The organism is Curtobacterium sp. JUb34 (genome assembly GCF_003755065.1).
Classification (GTDB): domain Bacteria; phylum Actinomycetota; class Actinomycetes; order Actinomycetales; family Microbacteriaceae; genus Curtobacterium.
In genome coordinates this window covers 1,113,753-1,129,405 of record NZ_RJVH01000001.1, presented here as the reverse complement: position 1 = coordinate 1,129,405, position 15,653 = coordinate 1,113,753, and the positions used below count along the sequence as shown (strand labels likewise).

The window sequence follows — 15,653 nt, the reverse complement described above, 5'->3', positions numbered from 1 at the left end:
CATGGGGCGACCATCGGGGTGGGACGTCGTCGATCAGGGTGACGACCCGGTCAAGGGTGATCCATCGACGTTGCGGATGATGTCGCGGGAGTACCAGCGCATCTCCGACGCCGCCGAAGACGCCTCGACCCGGTTGAACTCCGTGAAGCGGTCCGGGTGGCTGACCGACTGGGAGGGCGAGGCCGCCGACGTCTTCGTCGACGCGATCGAGGACACCCCGACGGACCTGAGCAAGCTCGTGGCCTCGTACGAGGCTGCCGCGACCGCGTTGTCGGACTGGGCGGACACCGTCGACGACACCCAGTACCGCGCCGACGGTGCGCTCGCGGACGCGAAGGACGCCTCCGGGGACCTCGCCGCGGCGCAGGACCGGCTCGCCGATGCGCAGTCGAACCTGTCGCACTACCAGTCGGCATCGTCCGACCTGTCGAAGGTCGCGGACAAGTACCCGGCCGGGTCCGACGTGCCGGACGGGGTGGACGTGCCCTCGCCGGCGCAGTTGCGGGCAGCGTCCGACAACGCCTCCGTCGCGCAGGGCTCCGTGTCGTCCGCGCAGGGCGACATCGCGGCCGCGCAGTCCCGGATCGACGCGGCGAAGCGACTCGTGGCGGATGCCAAGGGCGACTGGCAGCACGCGGAGCAGCGGACCGCGACGAAGATCGGCGAAGCGGCCGACGCGGGGCTCGGGAAGCAGTCCGGGTGGGACAAGATCTTCGGGTCCGAGGCGTGGGAGACCATCGTCTCCATCGCGAAGGTCGTCGTCGCCGTGGGCGGCATCATCGTCATGATCATCGGCGGGCCACTCGCCTGGATCGTCCTCGGCGCCGCCCTGCTCGTGCTCGCCGACACCCTGTACAAGATGTCGAAGGGCACCGCCGACGGGTGGGACCTCGCCTTCGCGCTGCTCGACTGCATCCCCGGGATGAAGGGCATCACCACCGCGGCGAAGATCGGTGAGGAGTTCGCGAAGGGCGCCTCGCTCGCCGCCAAGTTCAGCTCAGCCGGTCGGCACGTCGCGTCGGAGAGCCGACAGCTGTTCGCACCGGGTCTGCACCTGGTCAACAACCTGCGCCACGGTGCCGCGCTGCGCTCGGTCGAGTCGCTCCGCGCCCTCGCCGTCCACGGTGGGTCGGCGGCGGTCGGTTCCCTCCGGCGCCCTGGGGGCGGCTTCATCGCCTCGATCCGATCGATGCCGGAGATCGCGAACAAAGCGACGCAGGCGTACTGGGACAACGGCGGCTCGTCGCTCGCAGAACTCGCACGGCACTGGCAGGGCGGCAAGGGCGGCTTCCAGAGTGGCTACCTGGGTGTCGACCGCTGGGCGAACGGCGACGCCGGCTCGCTCGTCGGGCAGACGCTCCAGATCAGCGGTCCTGGCCACGGCAACTTCTACGTCCCTGACGGCACCATGCACGCCGGTGGCAGTGCCTCGAACTACAGCGAGTCCGTGCAGGTGGGCGTGCAGTCGCCAGCCGGACACGACGGCGTGCCTGCAGGGGCACAGACGCACTCCGACTACCGCAACACGGGTGACAGCTACCTGGTGAACCAGCCGCTGCCGCACGCCGAGGGCACCGCGCAGGCGAACACCCAGTTCGGCGGTGGCGGGCAGCACCAGCTGTTCACGGACAAGTCGACGAACGACCTCGTGAACGCCGGCGTGCTCAGCCCGGTCGACCAGGCGGGGAACGTCGTCCCCGACGGGATGAACCAGGTGCTGATGGACCCGGCCACGCGGAGTCCGCAGCCGGGGGTCCTCACGACGCACCAGTACGCGAACGCGCTGCAGGACCTCGGCGCCCGTGGACCGGCGGTCGCGGCAGGCATCGTGACGGCACCGTGGGACATCAGCGAGGCAACGCAGTCCGTCCAGGACCGACTGCGGTGACCCGGAGCGGCGTCACCCGGGCGGGTCACGAGCTCCTGGACCGGTCACCGTCCTGGAACGCCCTGCCCGAGCGCGCCACGGACGGCCGGTGGGCCATCACCGACACCGTCGATCCGCTCTGGCCGGAGTACGGCGCGAGCCTGCCACTGCTCAACGCCCTGTCGTCCGACGGGTACGAGGTCGAGGACCTCGACGGCACGCTGTTCGAGCGTGGGCGCCAGGTCGTCGTCCCGCGCTCGGCACTCGTCCACACGACGTCCGCGCCCGCGGTCCTCGAGTCGGTGGCCCTGGCGGACTCGTTCCACGTTGCATCGTTCGCGGTCGACGGTCGAACCGACGTCAACATCGAGGACGGCTGGAAGAACGAGTACGAAGTGCGCCGATTCCGCACGACGTTGAGCCCGGACCGAGCAGCGATCGACCGCCACGAACCCGGTGTGGTGCCGACCACGGTCTCCCGCATCGAGAAGACCGTGGAACCGCTGCCGGTCGACGGGCGCGGCACCTACACCGTGCCGTCCACCGGCCCGTACGAACAGGGATGGGGCAGGCTCGCGCCGGTCGTCCGCACGATCGCGGAACTGGGGCTCGACGTCCGTCCTGACCTCGGTGCGTACACGACGCTGTCCGGTGTCGTCCGCCCGACGTGGGGCACCGAGATCCGCGGAGCCGACGACTGGACCGAGCTGCTCGCCCGGTTCGTGTTCCCGCCGGGCATCCACTCGGAGGTACTCTCCGATGGGTACGCGATCATCCGCGACATCCCCCACCCCGGCGACCCGCTGCACCCGACGTTCGCGCTCGTGTTCACACCCCCGTCGACGGCACGACCGAGCCTGTTCGCGAGGATCTTCTCCTGATGAGCACCACCACGAACATCACCTCCGCACAGCGACGCGCCTTGATGGTTCGCTCGCGCTTCGCGTTCGCGGCAGCCGAGGTCGTCGCACTCCGACACGACGAGCAGGGAATCCCGCTCGGCGTCGTCAGCCCTGAAGGCACCCCGCTCGCGCTGGCGTTCACCGATCCTGCAGCGGCCGTCGCCCGCATCCCGGCAGGTGTCGCCGCCACGCCGCTGTCGCTGCCGATGTCGCGCCTGGTCGCCGGCTTGCCGACTGACTGGGGTCTCGTGCTCGACATCGACCAGCCCTACCCGCAGGTCGTGCAGCCCGACGAGAAGCAGGCGGTCATCGCCGCGGGCGGCCCGTTCCCCGACGGCGCCGAGGTCACGCTCCGCCCTGCACCGTCCGCGTCCCAGGGGTTCTCCGACGCACTCGCCGAACGGGCGCCACGCACGCCGGGCGTGGTCCGGGTGTGGCTGTTCCGCCACGGTGTCGACATCGTGCCCGAGGACCTGATGGTCGTGCTGGCGACGACGGATCGCAACGCCGCGTTCGCCTTCTCCGAGATCGTGTTCGAGGTCGCACGCGCGCACGACGTCCCGGTGCCGGTCCTCACCGCCTGGATCGACGAGCTCCCCGTCGAGCACGCCACGTGGGTCCGGCAGCAGCAGCCGCTCGCGCACGTCGAACGGCGCTGAGATCGATGGACCGTGGACGCTCGGCTGCCGTGGTCCAGCGGGTCGGCATCCCGGTCGAACTGCACCTGGTCGTCGACTCGCGCGGCCGGCCGGAACGGGAGCAGGCCGACCGCGGTGCCGCGGTGCAGTGGGCCTACAGCGATCCGACCGACCGTCCGACCGGCTTCGGTGCCGGGACGCAGTGCATCTCCAGCGACACGCTCCGCCAGCGCGAGGCCACGGGCTCGGTACGGTTCGTCATCGACCCGGCGGGCCCGTCCCGCGCAGGTACGGAGTTCCTCCCACCTCCTCGGCCGCCGGTGCTCGCCACGCTCCGGTCCGTGACGTCGACTCCGCTCGGGACGGCCGCCGGCCTCTGGGCCGCGATCACCGCCGACACCGTCTCGCCCGGGCGGTCGCTCATGCTCCGTTCGGGTCGGTGGTCGCTCCCCGTGGTGCTGACTGAGCAACCCCGAGCGACGGCTGAGGCGATCGTGCACGCCCTCGGCAACCGACCGCACCCGGCGATCTTCGTGGTCGAAGGTGCCCGAGGGCTGCCGCGTCCGTGGCGGACCGGAGCGCACGCAGCCGTCGAAGCCGCGTTCTTGTCGCTCTGACAAGTACTGTGGTACGGTCGAGCCATGGCAGTCGAACTCAGCACCTGGGACGCCCAGGGCAACCAGACGACACCGACGTTCTCCACCATGCGGTTCCCCGCCGGTGAAGCCCACGTCAAGGTCGCGAACGACACCGACGAGCCGGGGGGACTCACCGAGATCGCGACCCTGCGCGGCACGAGCGGCGACGACCTGATCATGCTCGGCATGTGGGCGGACGCCGTGCGGCAGCGCGGATCGAGGTCCGTCGCGCTCGTCCCCTACCTGCCCGGAGCCCGGCAGGACCGCGGCCTGCCGTTCGGTGCGAAGGTCTACGCGGACCTCCTCAACGGCTTCCACCTCGACCAGGTCATCGCGTTCGACCCGCACTCGCCGGTCATCGTCGGCCTGGTCGACAACCTGACCGTCGTCACGAGCGAGCAGGTCGTCCGTGACGCCGTGGTCGGCGCACCCGAGCACGACGGCGGCGCCCCGTACACCGGCATCATCGCTCCGGACAAGGGCGCCGTCCCCCGTGCGACCGCGGTCGCCGAGGCGTGCGGGCTGCCGCTCTACCGGGCCGAGAAGCACCGCAACCCCGACACCGGCAAGCTCGACGGCTTCACCTGCGAACCGCTGCCCGACGCCGGCCGGTTCCTGGTGGTCGACGACATCTGCGACGGCGGCGGCACGTTCGTGGGGCTCGCGGGCTCGACGGGCCTGCCCAAGGAACGCCTCGGCCTCTGGGTCTCGCACGGTGTCTTCTCCGGCCGGGCAGCACAGCTCGCCGACCACTTCGGCGAGATCGTCACCACCGACTCGTACCCCGCGCAGAACGCCATCGACGGCCTGCGCACGATCGCACTCACCCCCTACCTGACGGAGCAGATCCGATGACGCAGACCACGAGCACCACGACCAGCACGAGCACCGGGATCGAGCCGCGCATCACCACGGCGAGCCCGATCGCGCCGCTGCTGGCCGTCGACGGCTACAAGCACTCGCACCGGCAGGTCTACCCGGCAGGCACCACCCGCATCCTGATCAACTGGACGAACCGGTCGAACGCGCACATGCCCGAGTCGACGCACGCCGTGGTCTTCGGGCTGCAGGCGTTCATCCAGCGCTCGCTCGTCGAAGCCTGGGCACCGTTCTTCGCCGCCGACGAAGACGAGGTCGTCCGGCTGTTCGACGAAGCGCTGCAGAGCTACTTCGGCCCGAACCACATCGGCACCGACCACGTCCGGGCCCTGCACCGCCTCGGCTACCTGCCCCTCGAGATCCGTGCGCTGCCCGAGGGGACCCTCGCACCGATCGGCGTCGCGACCCTGACGGTCGAGAACACGATCGACGAGTTCTACTGGCTGCCCAACTACATCGAGACCGCGCTGTCCGCCTCGATCTGGCACCCGTCGACGGTCGCCACGAAGGCACTCGAGTACCGCGACCTGATGGAGGACTGGGCCGCCCGCACCGGCGCGGTCCCGGCCGGCATCGACTTCGCCGCGCACGACTTCTCGTTCCGTGGGCAGTCGAGCATCGAATCGGCCGCAGCGGGTGGCGCGGGCCACCTCCTGTCGTTCCTCGGCACCGACTCGATGCCGTCGCTCGACTTCATCGACCGCTACTACCCGGGCGACAACGGTTGGGTGGCCGCGAGCGTGCCCGCCACCGAGCACAGCGTGATGTGCGTCCGCGGCGCCGACGGCGAGCTGGCGACGTTCGAGCAGATCCTCGACGTGTACCCGACGGGCATCGTCTCGGCGGTCAGCGACGGCTTCGACCTGTTCAAGGTCATCACCGAGACCCTCCCGCAGCTCAAGGACCGCATCACCGGTCGTGACGGCAAGCTCGTCATCCGCCCCGACTCGGGCGACCCGGTCGACATCGTCACCGGAACCGTGCACGGCGTCGACGACGCTGAACTGTTCGCGGCCGACCGCAGCCACGAGCAGAAGGGCGTCGTCGAGCTGCTCGACGAGATCTTCGGGCACACCGTGAACGAGCAGGGCTTCAAGGTCCTCGACCAGCACATCGGCGTCATCTACGGCGACAGCATCACGCTCGACCGTGCCCGTCGCATCTACGAGCGCTTGGCCGCCAAGGGGTACTCGAGCGACAACATCGTTCTCGGTATCGGTTCGTACACGTACCAGTACATGACCCGCGACAACCTCGGCAGCGCGGTCAAGGCGACGTGGGCACTCGTCGACGGCGAGCCCGTCGACATCCAGAAGGACCCGAAGACCGGCAGCGGCAAGAAGAGCGCGAAGGGCCGCATCGCCCTGCACCGCGACGAGACCGGTGAGATCCGGCAGACGGACCAGGCCACAGCCGACGACGAGGCGACCAGCCTGCTCCAGCCGGTGTGGGTCGACGGACGCTTCACGCGCCTCCAGTCCTTCGCCGACGTCCGCCAGACGCTCCGCCACGAGCGCGCGGCCCGAGCCACCCGCCGGGCGGCCACCGCGTGAACGACGCCGCAGCGGCGATCCGCGACCAACCGCTCATCGCGATCGACGTCGTCCCGATGTCGTTCACGACGGCGGGCGGTCTCCGGGTCGCCACGGTGCGGCGGGCGTACGCGCCGTACGCCGGAGAGCAGGCCCTCCCCGGCGTGCTCCTCGACGGCACCGAGATCCTCGCCGACGGTGCACGGCGCGCCCTGCGGGCCAAGACCGGGGTCGGCCCGACGGCGGTGCGCCACCTCGCACAGGTCGGCGCGTTCGACGGACCCGACCGCGATCCGCGGAGCGCCGCGATCAGCATCGCGTTCCTCGCGGTCATCGACCCGGCAGCGGACTCTGACGCGACGTGGCACGACGTCGGCGCGCTGCCGCTCGGCCTGCCGTTCGACCACGACCGGATCGTCGACGCAGCCCTCGAGCGCGCCCGGGTACTCCTCTGGTCCGACCTGCCGTTCACACGAGCACTGCTCGGCGACCCCTTCACCACGGCCGATGCCGCTCGGCTGCGGATCGCGCTGACGGGGACGACACCGGACCCGGGCAACCTCAACCGGACGCTCCGCACGAACACCGCGCTTGCGCGGGTCGACGCCACTGCGAGCGCGGGGCCGCGGGGTGGGCGTCCCCCGGCAGCCTGGACGTGGCAGGACTGAGCACGGTTGGGTGGACGCATGTCCTCCTCCCTGTCCGGTGACGACTCCCTGCACCTGCCCGAGTTCGACGCACCTCCGGCGTCACCGCTCGACCTCGCGCAGCAATGGCTCGACGCTGCGGACGAACGCGACGTCTCCGAGCCGAAGTCGATGACCCTCGCCACGGCCGGGGCGGACGGCCGAGTGTCCGCCCGCACCGTCGACGTGAAGCGGCTCGACGACCGGGGGCTCGTGTTCGGCACCTCGACGCTCAGCCCGAAGGGTCGCCAGCTCGCCGAGAACCCGCACGCGGCACTCCAGGTCTACTGGCGCGAGACGATGCAGCAGCTCCGCTTCGAGGGCCGGGCGGTGCAGCTGTCCGACGACGAATCAGACGCGCTGTTCGCCGACCGCTCACCGAAGTCCCGCGCAGCCACCGCCATCGCCGACCAGTCCGCCGTGCTCGAACCCCGGACGCTGCAGGACCTGATCGACGACGCCAACGTGCTGCTCGACGAGTCCGACGACGCCGTTCCACGGCCGGCTGGGTGGGTGGCGTGGCGGCTCGAGCCCGACGTGGTGGAGTTCTGGCACGGCAGCCGCGACCGGATGCACCGCCGCCTGCAGTACGTGCTCGCCGACGGCGTCTGGTCGGCCATCCGCCTGCAGCCGTAGTCGAGTCCGCTCCGCACAACCAAAGTGCACTCGAACCGCGGGATTCCGCGGCGCGAGCGCACGTTGGTTGTGCGAGTGGGAACGGAACCGCCCTACCGCCCGATCGGGTTCGCCATCGCCCCCGCCCGGATGAGCGACGCCGACTGGTCCGCCAGGTCGACCATCGACAGGGTGTTCCGCAGCTGCAACCGGTTCAGGCACGAGTGCTCGAACGTCGGTACCCGCAGGTCCAACGGTCGACGGCGGTCCGGGTGTGCGGCGGCGTGCGTGTCGATGCACTCCCCCACGACCTCCCAGAACCGGCCCTCGGGCAGGACCCCGTCGTCGTCGAGGATCGCGGCGACGAACCGCAGCACCCCGTCGAACACGTCGGTGAACACGGCGAGCGCTGCTTCGTCATCGGACACCGGGTGCACGATCCGGTCGATGTCGGCCGGCACCGGACGGTCGTCGTGCCGCCCGAGCACCGCGGCCTCTTCCCCGATGTCCTTCATCACGGCACGGACCACGGCGCCGTCGCGGACGACGAGCACGAGGTTCTCGCCGTGCGGCATGAACACCAGGTCGTGCACGGTCAGGCAGTGCACGACGGGCAACAGGTAGGCGTCCAGCCAGCGCCGCACCCACGCGTCGGCAGCAAGCCCCGACGCCTCGATCAGCGCCGAAACGACGGCGTCGCCCGAGGCATCTCGGTGCAGCAGCGCCGCCATCGTCAGCAGTCGCTCGCCGTCCGTCACCCGCGGCAGCGGGCTCTCCCGCCACAGTGCCGCGAGCATCTTCCGCTGCGGCGAGGACACGTCGACCCGGTGGTACGCGTCGCCGGTGTACCCGATGGCGGCGTGCTCCCGCAGCACCGAGAACCCGACGGACGCGAGCGTCGGGTCGGCGGCGACGATCGACGCGACCCAGTCGTTCACCGCCGGGGTGTTCCGCATGTACGCGGGCGACATCCCCCGCAGGAACCCCATGTTCTGCACGGCGAGCGCCGTCTTCACGTACGAGCGCGTCGGATCGGTTCGGTTGAACGCGGTACGGATGGACTGCTGCGGCTGGTACTCGTCGGGCCCCTCGCCGAGGTCGACGAGGTCCTGCCGCCCGAGGTCCGGCGCGAACGTGACGGCGATCCGGTGCTGCCACTGCCAGGGGTGCACGGGGATCCACACGTAGTCGTCGGGGTCCAGGCCTCGACGTTCCAGCGTGGAGCGGAACCCGGCCACGACCGTCTCGGAGAGCTCCGACTCCCAGTGCGCCTGCTCGGTCCCATCGGCGGCGAGCGCCAGGTGCGTGTGCGCGCGTCGGGCGGCGAGCCACCGGTAGCGGAACCGGCCCCCGGACTCCGGCGCGAAGGCCCGGTACTCGTCGAGCCCGAACCCGATCCGCCCGTTGGCGGCGACGAAGGCCGGGTGCCCTTCGGTCATCGCCGACTCGACGTCCTGGAAGGACGCGGTGGCGCCGGCGACGCCGCCGTCGGACCGCCCGCGCGCCAGCTGCGCGGCCGACGGCCCGCCCCGCCGGTGCTTCGCGGCGGCGCTCGCCAGGGTCGAGGCGATCTCCTCCAGGTACGTGCCGAGCAGCTCGTCCGGGATCCCGAGCACGTCGCGCAGTTCGAGCACGAGGTCCTGGGCGCTGAGCGCGACCGGGGCACCGCCGCGGGTCCGCGTCAGCGAAGCCTCGTCGATCGACCAGTGCTCGAGCACGTGCCGCCGCGCCCGGAACCGGTAGGTGGAGTCACCCGCGTCCAACCGCCAGCCGTCGCCCTCCTGCGTGGGCGCGATCAGCCGTTCGTGGGTGAACTCCGCGATGGCCTTCGCGACGAGGTGCCGTTCGGCGGGTTCCAGGTGTTCGGGCCGCAGGTGGGCGGCCGGCTCGTCGTCGTCGGACACACCGATCCGGTCGGTCTCGAGCACCGACAGCAGGGCTCGCTTGCCGTCGACGTCGACCTCTCGCAGCGCGCGGAACCCGACCTCGGCGTTCTTCGCCTGCACCGCGGTGTTCCGCACGTCCGGTTCGACGACGACCCGATGTGCCCCGAGGGCGTCGCGGCAGTGCTCGACGACGGCGCGCATCACGGCGCTCGTCAGTCCGTGTACGCGGCCCCCGGCCGGCGCCGGTGCGACGAGCAGGTGCATGCCGACGTCGCCGGGCTCCGCCGCCCACACGTCGGTGAGCAGGACGGCCGAGGGGTCGTAGGTCTCGGCCAGGAAGCACGGTTCGCCGTCGCGGCGGCCGAGCCACGCGGCCTGCGCCGGGTCCGCCTGCACGCCGGTCAGGTAGTCCCGGACGCCGTCCACGTCGAGGTCGCCCATCTCCCACCACGACGACGCCGGGTGGGCGAGCCACGACTGAACGACGGCGGCGTCGCGTTCCGGGTCCACGGGTTCGACGGTCAGGAGGCCCGGAGCGGCTCCGGCGGACACCGTCGCCTCGGGCGCACCGGCCAGTGCAGTGCTCGTCACATCGGCGCTCATGCGGGCACCTCCGCGCGCTCGGTGACCTGCCGGTCCGGCGCGCGGTGCGCGCCGGCGACCGGGGCCGTCGACTGGTCCGTGTCGGGCAGGCCGAACTCCTGGAAGGCGATCCGGGCCTCCAGGCCGTACACGGGGCGACCCGTGACGGACCGGATGATCGACGCGTTCCGCCACGCGCCCATGCCGAGGTCGGGCGCGGTCAGGCCGTGCGTGTGCTCCTCGGCGTTCTGCACCCAGATGCGCCCGCCGAGCGTGTCGACGTGGTGGTCGCGCGCGACGGCCAGGCGACCCTGGGAGTCCCGGGCGACGAGGTGCTCGACCGGATCGAGGAACCGCGGCGCCCGTGGGCGGTAACCGGTGGCGAGGACGAGCCGCTCGACCTCGTGCTGGTAGGTCTCGCCGAGCTGCTCGTGGCGGAGTGTCAGCCGGTACGTGCCCCGGTCGGCGAGCCACTCCGCGTCGACGACACTGGTCTCGGTGCGCAGGCTCGTCGGGATCGGGCCACGTGCGCTGATCCGGTACAGCTGGTCGTAGAGCTCGTCGACGAGGTCGGCGCTGATGCCCTTGTAGAGCCCGCGCTGCTCGCGCCCGAGGTGATCGCGGACGGCTTCGGGCAGGGCATGGAAGTGGTCGGTGTACTCCGGACTCGTCATCTCGAGGGTGAGCTTCGTGTCCTCCATCGGGAAGAACCGCGGCGACCGGGTGATCCAGTCGAGGCGGTAGCCGTCCTGCCGGATGTCCTCGAGCAGTTCGCGGTAGACCTCGGCGGCGGACTGCCCGCTGCCGACGACGGCGATCGACCCGGCGTCGCGCAGGGCGTCCCGGTTCGGCAGGAACTCGGCGGAGTGGATCGCCGGCCCGGCGATCCCGCGCAGCGGGGCGGGGACCGACGGCTCCGTGCCGATGCCGACGACGACGTGGCGTGCGCGGTACGTCTCGGGACCCTGATCGGTCTCGGCGTGCACCGTGAACACGTCCGTCGTCGGGTCGTGCTCGACCGCCGTGACGGACCGACCCCAGCGGAGGGTGTCGAGTCGGTCGGCGGCCCAGCGGCAGTAGGCGTCGTACTCGCTGCGCAGGGGGTGGAAGTCCTCACGGATGTAGAACGGGTACAGGCGGCCGGTCTCCTTGAGCCACGCGAGGAACGAGAACGGCGACGTCGGATCCGCCATCGTCACCAGGTCCGCCATGAACGGCACCTGGATCGTGGCGTCGTCGAGCATCATGCCGTGGTGCCAGGCGAAGCCGTCGGCGGCGTCGAGGAACACCGCGTCGAGGTCGTCGAGCGGGTCGGTCAGGCAGGCGAGGCCGAGGTTGAACGGGCCGATGCCGATGCCGATCAGGTCGTGCACAGTGCGGTCGGTGGTCATCGCGTCGCTCCTTCCGGGGCGGTGGTGGTCGCGCGGACGCGTGCTGCCGTCGCGGCGACGTGGTCGAGCGAGGCACGCATCTGCGCCGGGGTCGTCTCGGGGTTGAGCAGGGTGAGCTTGTTGCACGGGCGGCCGTCGATCACGGTCTTCGCGATGAGGACCCGGCCCTCGGCGAGCAGGGCCGCGCGGATCGGGGCGACGAGCGCGTCGGCCTCGTCGTCGGTCACCCCGGCCGGCTGCCAGCGGAACAGCACGGTGCTGAGCTGCGTCGGGGCGACGAGCACCAGGTCGGGGTCCTCCTCGACGATCCGGTGGGTGGCGGCGGCGAGGTCGATGACGGCGTCGAACGCGGTGCCGATCGCGTCGGCCCCGGTCGCGCGCAGGGTGGCCCAGAGCTTCAGGGCGTCGAAGCGGCGGGTGGTCTGCAGCGACTTGTCGACCTGGTTCGGCTCGGCGGCGTCCTCGGGGTTGAGGTAGTCGGCGTACCAGGCCGTCCGGCGCAGGTCGGCCGGGTCGCGGACGAGCAGTGCGCTCGAGGACACCGGCTGGAAGAAGGACTTGTGCAGGTCGGTCGTCACGCTGCGCGCCCGCTCGATCCCGGCGAGCAGGTGCCGACGCGTCGGGGACACGAGCAGTCCGCAGCCGTACGCGGCGTCGACGTGCAGCCAGACGTCCTCGAGGTCGCACACGTCGGCGATCGGCTCGATCGGGTCGATGACCCCGCGGTCGGTGGTGCCGGCGGTCGCGACGACCGCGATCGGTGTCCCGCCCGCCGCCCGGGTCACGGCGATCGCCTCGGCGAGGGCTGCCGGCCGCATCCGACCGGCATGGTCGGTGGCAACGTCGACCACCGCCTCGAGCCCGAGGAGCCGAGCGGACTTCGCGATGCTGAAGTGGGTCTCCGCCGTCGTGAACACGGTACCGGCGACGCCGACGGCTTCGCGTGCCAGCAGCAGTGCCTGCAGGTTGGACTGCGAGCCACCCGAGGTGAACACTCCGTCACCGGCAGCGAACCCAGCCCGGCGGGCCAGCCAGTCGACCACGTGGCGTTCGATGTCCGTGCCGATGCGGGACTGGTCCCAGGTGTCGACCGACGGGTTCACCGCCGCGAGGACGGACTCGGCGGCGACCGCTGGGAGCGCGACCGGGCAGTTCAGGTGCGCGAGGTAGCCGGGGTCGTGGAACCACACCGCCTCGCGGACGAACAGGTCGTCGAGTTCGGCGAGCGCCTGCTCCGTCCCGACCGGGGCGGCGTCCAGGTCGACGGCGCGCACCCGGTCGTGGAGCGCACGCGGGTCGGTCGCGGTCGTCGGCCGGTCCACGGTGGCGAAGCGGTCGGCGAGCCGGTCGACCATCGACCCGACCGTCGATCGGTAGCGCTCGGCGGTGGCCGCGGTCAGGATCTCGATGGGGGCTGTCTGATTGAGAGCTGTCACGTTAGGTAAGGCTAACCTCACCACGTTTTCGGTGTCACCCGAACAGGGGTGGACTCCCAGGTCTCGGGCGTGGCGCGACGTCCTCGTGCCCACGACGAACGCACCCCGCCGGGGAACCGGCGGGGTGTACGGACGTTCAGCCGACTCTGGCTAGAGCTTCTCGATCGGCGCGATCTTGATGAGCAGCTTCTTGCGACCGGCGGAGTCGAACGCGATCTCCGCGATGCGCTTCGCGCCCTGGCCGGTCACCGCGGACACCGTGCCCTCACCGAAGTCGACGTGCTTGATGCGGTCACCGGCGACGAGTTCCATGTCCCCGTTGTCACGGACCTGGCCGGACACCCGGTTCGCCCACTCGGTCTTCGGGCGGGTCTTCGACGCGGCCGCCGCACGGTCGTACGAGCCACCGCCCCAACCGCCGCCACCGCGGTACCCACCGCCGCCGCCACCGCCGATGCCGCCCTCGCGCTTGGCGTTCAGCGCGCGGGGCTGCGTACCGCCACGGCTGTTCGCCATGCCCGGCGACTGCTTCCACTCGATGAGCCCCTCGGGGATCTCCTGCAGGAAGCGCGACGGCATCGCGACGTTGACGTCGCCGAACTGCGCGCGCGTCATCGCCAGCGACAGGAACAGGACCTTCTTCGCGCGGGTGATGCCGACGTAGAACAGGCGGCGTTCCTCGGAGGGGCCACCCGGCTCGTTCGCGGACATCCGGTGCGGCAGCAGGTCTTCCTCGACCCCGGTCAGGAACACGGCCTCGTACTCCAGACCCTTGGCCGTGTGCAGCGTCATGAGCGACACCGTGCCCGACGAGTCGTCGAGCTCGTCCGCCGCAGCCACCAACGAGACCTCGGTCAGGAAGTCCGTCAGCGTGCCCTCGGGGTTGTTCTTCTGGAACTCGCGCGTCACCGCCACGAGCTCGTCGATGTTGTCAGCGCGGGCGGCGTCCTGCGCGTCGGGCGACTTCCGCAGGTTCTCGAGCAGGCCGGAGCCGTCGAGCAACTGCGTCAGGGTGTCGACGACCGGCTGGGTCTGGGCCTTCTCGGACACGGAGTCGAGCAGCGCGGCGAACGCCGTGATGGCGTTGCGGACCTTCGGGCCGAAGCCGAGCTCGTCGGCGTGCCGCAGGGCATCGCGCATCGTGGTCTCGTGCTCGTCGGCGTAGCGCTGCAGGGTCGTCTCGGTGACGGACCCGATGCCGCGCTTCGGCACGTTGAGCACACGACGGAGCGCCATCGGGTCCGCCGGGTTCGCGACGGTGATCAGGTACGCCATGGCGTCCTTGATCTCGGCACGCTCGTAGAACTTCGTGCCGCCGAGCACCCGGTACGGGATCGCGGCGCGGATGAAGATCTCCTCGAGCGCACGGGTCTGCGAGTTCGTCCGGTAGAACACCGCCATGTCGCGGTAGTCCATGCCGTCCTCGCGCAGGCGCTGGATCTCGTCGGCGACGAACTGTGCCTCGTCGTGGCCGGTGTACCCGGTGAAGCCGACGATCTTCTCGCCAGCGCCGACGTCGGTGAACAGGTTCTTCGCTTGACGGTCGAAGTTGTTCGCGATGACGGCGTTCGCCGCGTCGAGGATGGTCTGCGTCGACCGGTAGTTCTGCTCGAGCAGGATCACCTTGGAGTTCGGGAAGTCGCGCTCGAACTCGACGATGTTGCGGATGTCGGCCCCGCGGAACGCGTAGATCGACTGGTCCGAGTCGCCGACGACGGTCAGGGACGCCCCGGCGATCGAGCCGTCGCGCTCGCGCATGCGGGCGACGTGCTGGCCCGAGTCCTCGAGCTTGTCGACCTGCTCGACCGGCACCGGACGCGTGAGCTCGCGGATCAGTGAGTACTGCGCGTGGTTCGTGTCCTGGTACTCGTCGACCAGGATGAAGCGGAAGCGCCGCTGGTACAGCGCAGCGACCTCGGGGAAGGCCCGGAACAGGAAGACGGTCTGGCCGATGAGGTCGTCGAAGTCGAAGGCGTTCGCCCGGCGCAGGTCGTTCGTGTACCGACGGAAGACCTCGGTGAACATGACTTCCTGCGGGTCGTTCACGTTGATGTTGCGCGCGTAGGAGTCGATGTCCTGCAGCTCGTTCTTGAGCTTCGAGATCTTCGACGCCGCTGCGCCCACGGTGAGCCCGAGCGTGTCCGCCTCGAGGTCCTTGATGATCCGCTTCAGCAGGGCCTTGGAGTCGGCGGAGTCGTAGATCGTGAACGACTGCGCGAACCCGAACCGCTCGGCCTCGCGCCGGAGGATGCGCACGCACGCCGAGTGGAACGTCGAGATCCACATGCCGTCGGACTCGCCGCCGACCAGCGCCCGGACACGCTCGCGCATCTCGGCCGCGGCCTTGTTCGTGAAGGTGATCGCGAGGATCTGCGACGGCCAGGCTTCACGGTTGGCGAGCAGCAGCGCGATGCGGCGCGTGAGGACGCTCGTCTTGCCGGACCCGGCGCCGGCCACGATCAGCAGGGACTCGCCGCGGTACTCGACGGCTTCCTTCTGCTGGGGGTTCAGGCCCGCGGTGAACGGGTCTTCGTACGCACGGGCACCGGCGCCCGGCTCGGGCGTCGATTCGAAGGGGTCGAGCACGATCGTCATGTTCGG

The 15,653-nt window shown here is 70.8% G+C and carries 12 protein-coding genes; 8 read left to right on the top strand and 4 right to left on the bottom strand.

Annotated features, from left to right (window positions below):
- Position 1 precedes the first annotated feature (1 nt).
- Genes EDF63_RS05505 through EDF63_RS05470 form a run of 8 tightly spaced genes read left to right on the top strand, consistent with a single transcriptional unit; the run spans position 2 to position 7,778 of the window.
- Complete coding sequence (locus EDF63_RS05505; protein WP_148061732.1) at positions 2 to 1,888, top strand: WXG100 family type VII secretion target; 1,887 nt, start codon at positions 2 to 4, stop codon at positions 1,886 to 1,888.
- Complete coding sequence (locus tag EDF63_RS05500; RefSeq protein ID WP_123311839.1) at positions 1,885 to 2,748, top strand: hypothetical protein; 864 nt, start codon at positions 1,885 to 1,887, stop codon at positions 2,746 to 2,748. Before EDF63_RS05505 ends, EDF63_RS05500 begins: the two co-directional genes overlap by 4 nt.
- Positions 2,748 to 3,428, top strand: a complete 681-nt coding sequence (locus tag EDF63_RS05495) for a hypothetical protein (protein WP_123311837.1) — start codon at positions 2,748 to 2,750, stop codon at positions 3,426 to 3,428. Before EDF63_RS05500 ends, EDF63_RS05495 begins: the two co-directional genes overlap by 1 nt.
- A 5-nt stretch (positions 3,429 to 3,433) precedes the next feature.
- Positions 3,434 to 4,024: a hypothetical protein gene (locus tag EDF63_RS05490; protein ID WP_123311832.1), complete on the top strand. Its 591-nt coding sequence runs from the start codon at positions 3,434 to 3,436 to the stop codon at positions 4,022 to 4,024.
- Between the two features lie 24 nt (positions 4,025 to 4,048).
- Positions 4,049 to 4,900 (top strand): phosphoribosyltransferase family protein, encoded by an 852-nt coding sequence (locus tag EDF63_RS05485; RefSeq protein WP_123311831.1) that lies wholly within the window; start codon positions 4,049 to 4,051, stop codon positions 4,898 to 4,900.
- Positions 4,897 to 6,477 carry a nicotinate phosphoribosyltransferase gene (locus tag EDF63_RS05480; protein WP_123311829.1) on the top strand — a complete coding sequence of 527 codons (1,581 nt, stop codon included), beginning with the start codon at positions 4,897 to 4,899 and terminating at the stop codon, positions 6,475 to 6,477. Before EDF63_RS05485 ends, EDF63_RS05480 begins: the two co-directional genes overlap by 4 nt.
- On the top strand, positions 6,474 to 7,124 hold the full coding sequence (locus EDF63_RS05475; protein WP_123311828.1) for an NUDIX domain-containing protein: 651 nt from the start codon (positions 6,474 to 6,476) through the stop codon (positions 7,122 to 7,124). Before EDF63_RS05480 ends, EDF63_RS05475 begins: the two co-directional genes overlap by 4 nt.
- Positions 7,125 to 7,142: 18 nt before the next feature.
- Positions 7,143 to 7,778: a pyridoxal 5'-phosphate synthase gene (locus tag EDF63_RS05470; protein WP_123311826.1), complete on the top strand. Its 636-nt coding sequence runs from the start codon at positions 7,143 to 7,145 to the stop codon at positions 7,776 to 7,778.
- A gap of 92 nt (positions 7,779 to 7,870) precedes the next feature.
- Here EDF63_RS05470 and EDF63_RS05465 read toward each other — a convergent pair whose 3' ends face one another.
- From EDF63_RS05465 to EDF63_RS05450, 4 genes are all read right to left on the bottom strand, one after another.
- Positions 7,871 to 10,246, bottom strand: a complete 2,376-nt coding sequence (locus EDF63_RS05465; protein WP_123311824.1) for a GNAT family N-acetyltransferase — start codon at positions 10,244 to 10,246, stop codon at positions 7,871 to 7,873.
- Positions 10,243 to 11,616 carry a lysine N(6)-hydroxylase/L-ornithine N(5)-oxygenase family protein gene (locus tag EDF63_RS05460; protein WP_123311822.1) on the bottom strand — a complete coding sequence of 458 codons (1,374 nt, stop codon included), beginning with the start codon at positions 11,614 to 11,616 and terminating at the stop codon, positions 10,243 to 10,245. The genes EDF63_RS05465 and EDF63_RS05460 overlap by 4 nt, the downstream gene beginning before the upstream one ends.
- Positions 11,613 to 12,971, bottom strand: a complete 1,359-nt coding sequence (locus tag EDF63_RS05455; protein ID WP_148061741.1) for a pyridoxal-dependent decarboxylase — start codon at positions 12,969 to 12,971, stop codon at positions 11,613 to 11,615. The genes EDF63_RS05460 and EDF63_RS05455 overlap by 4 nt, the downstream gene beginning before the upstream one ends.
- A 231-nt stretch (positions 12,972 to 13,202) precedes the next feature.
- Positions 13,203 to 15,647, bottom strand: a complete 2,445-nt coding sequence (locus EDF63_RS05450; RefSeq protein WP_123311818.1) for an ATP-dependent helicase — start codon at positions 15,645 to 15,647, stop codon at positions 13,203 to 13,205.
- Between the last annotated feature and the right edge of the window lie 6 nt (positions 15,648 to 15,653).

Coding starts and splice junctions, on each gene's coding strand:
- EDF63_RS05450 (WP_123311818.1), bottom strand. CDS start 15,647: ATGACGATCGTGCTCGACCCCTTCGAATCGACGCCCGAGCCGGGCGCC.
- EDF63_RS05490 (WP_123311832.1), top strand. CDS start 3,434: ATGGACCGTGGACGCTCGGCTGCCGTGGTCCAGCGGGTCGGCATCCCG.
- EDF63_RS05480 (WP_123311829.1), top strand. CDS start 4,897: ATGACGCAGACCACGAGCACCACGACCAGCACGAGCACCGGGATCGAG.
- EDF63_RS05465 (WP_123311824.1), bottom strand. CDS start 10,246: ATGAGCGCCGATGTGACGAGCACTGCACTGGCCGGTGCGCCCGAGGCG.
- EDF63_RS05460 (WP_123311822.1), bottom strand. CDS start 11,616: ATGACCACCGACCGCACTGTGCACGACCTGATCGGCATCGGCATCGGC.
- EDF63_RS05455 (WP_148061741.1), bottom strand. CDS start 12,971: ATGGTCGACCGGCTCGCCGACCGCTTCGCCACCGTGGACCGGCCGACG.
- EDF63_RS05470 (WP_123311826.1), top strand. CDS start 7,143: ATGTCCTCCTCCCTGTCCGGTGACGACTCCCTGCACCTGCCCGAGTTC.
- EDF63_RS05505 (WP_148061732.1), top strand. CDS start 2: ATGGGGCGACCATCGGGGTGGGACGTCGTCGATCAGGGTGACGACCCG.
- EDF63_RS05485 (WP_123311831.1), top strand. CDS start 4,049: ATGGCAGTCGAACTCAGCACCTGGGACGCCCAGGGCAACCAGACGACA.
- EDF63_RS05495 (WP_123311837.1), top strand. CDS start 2,748: ATGAGCACCACCACGAACATCACCTCCGCACAGCGACGCGCCTTGATG.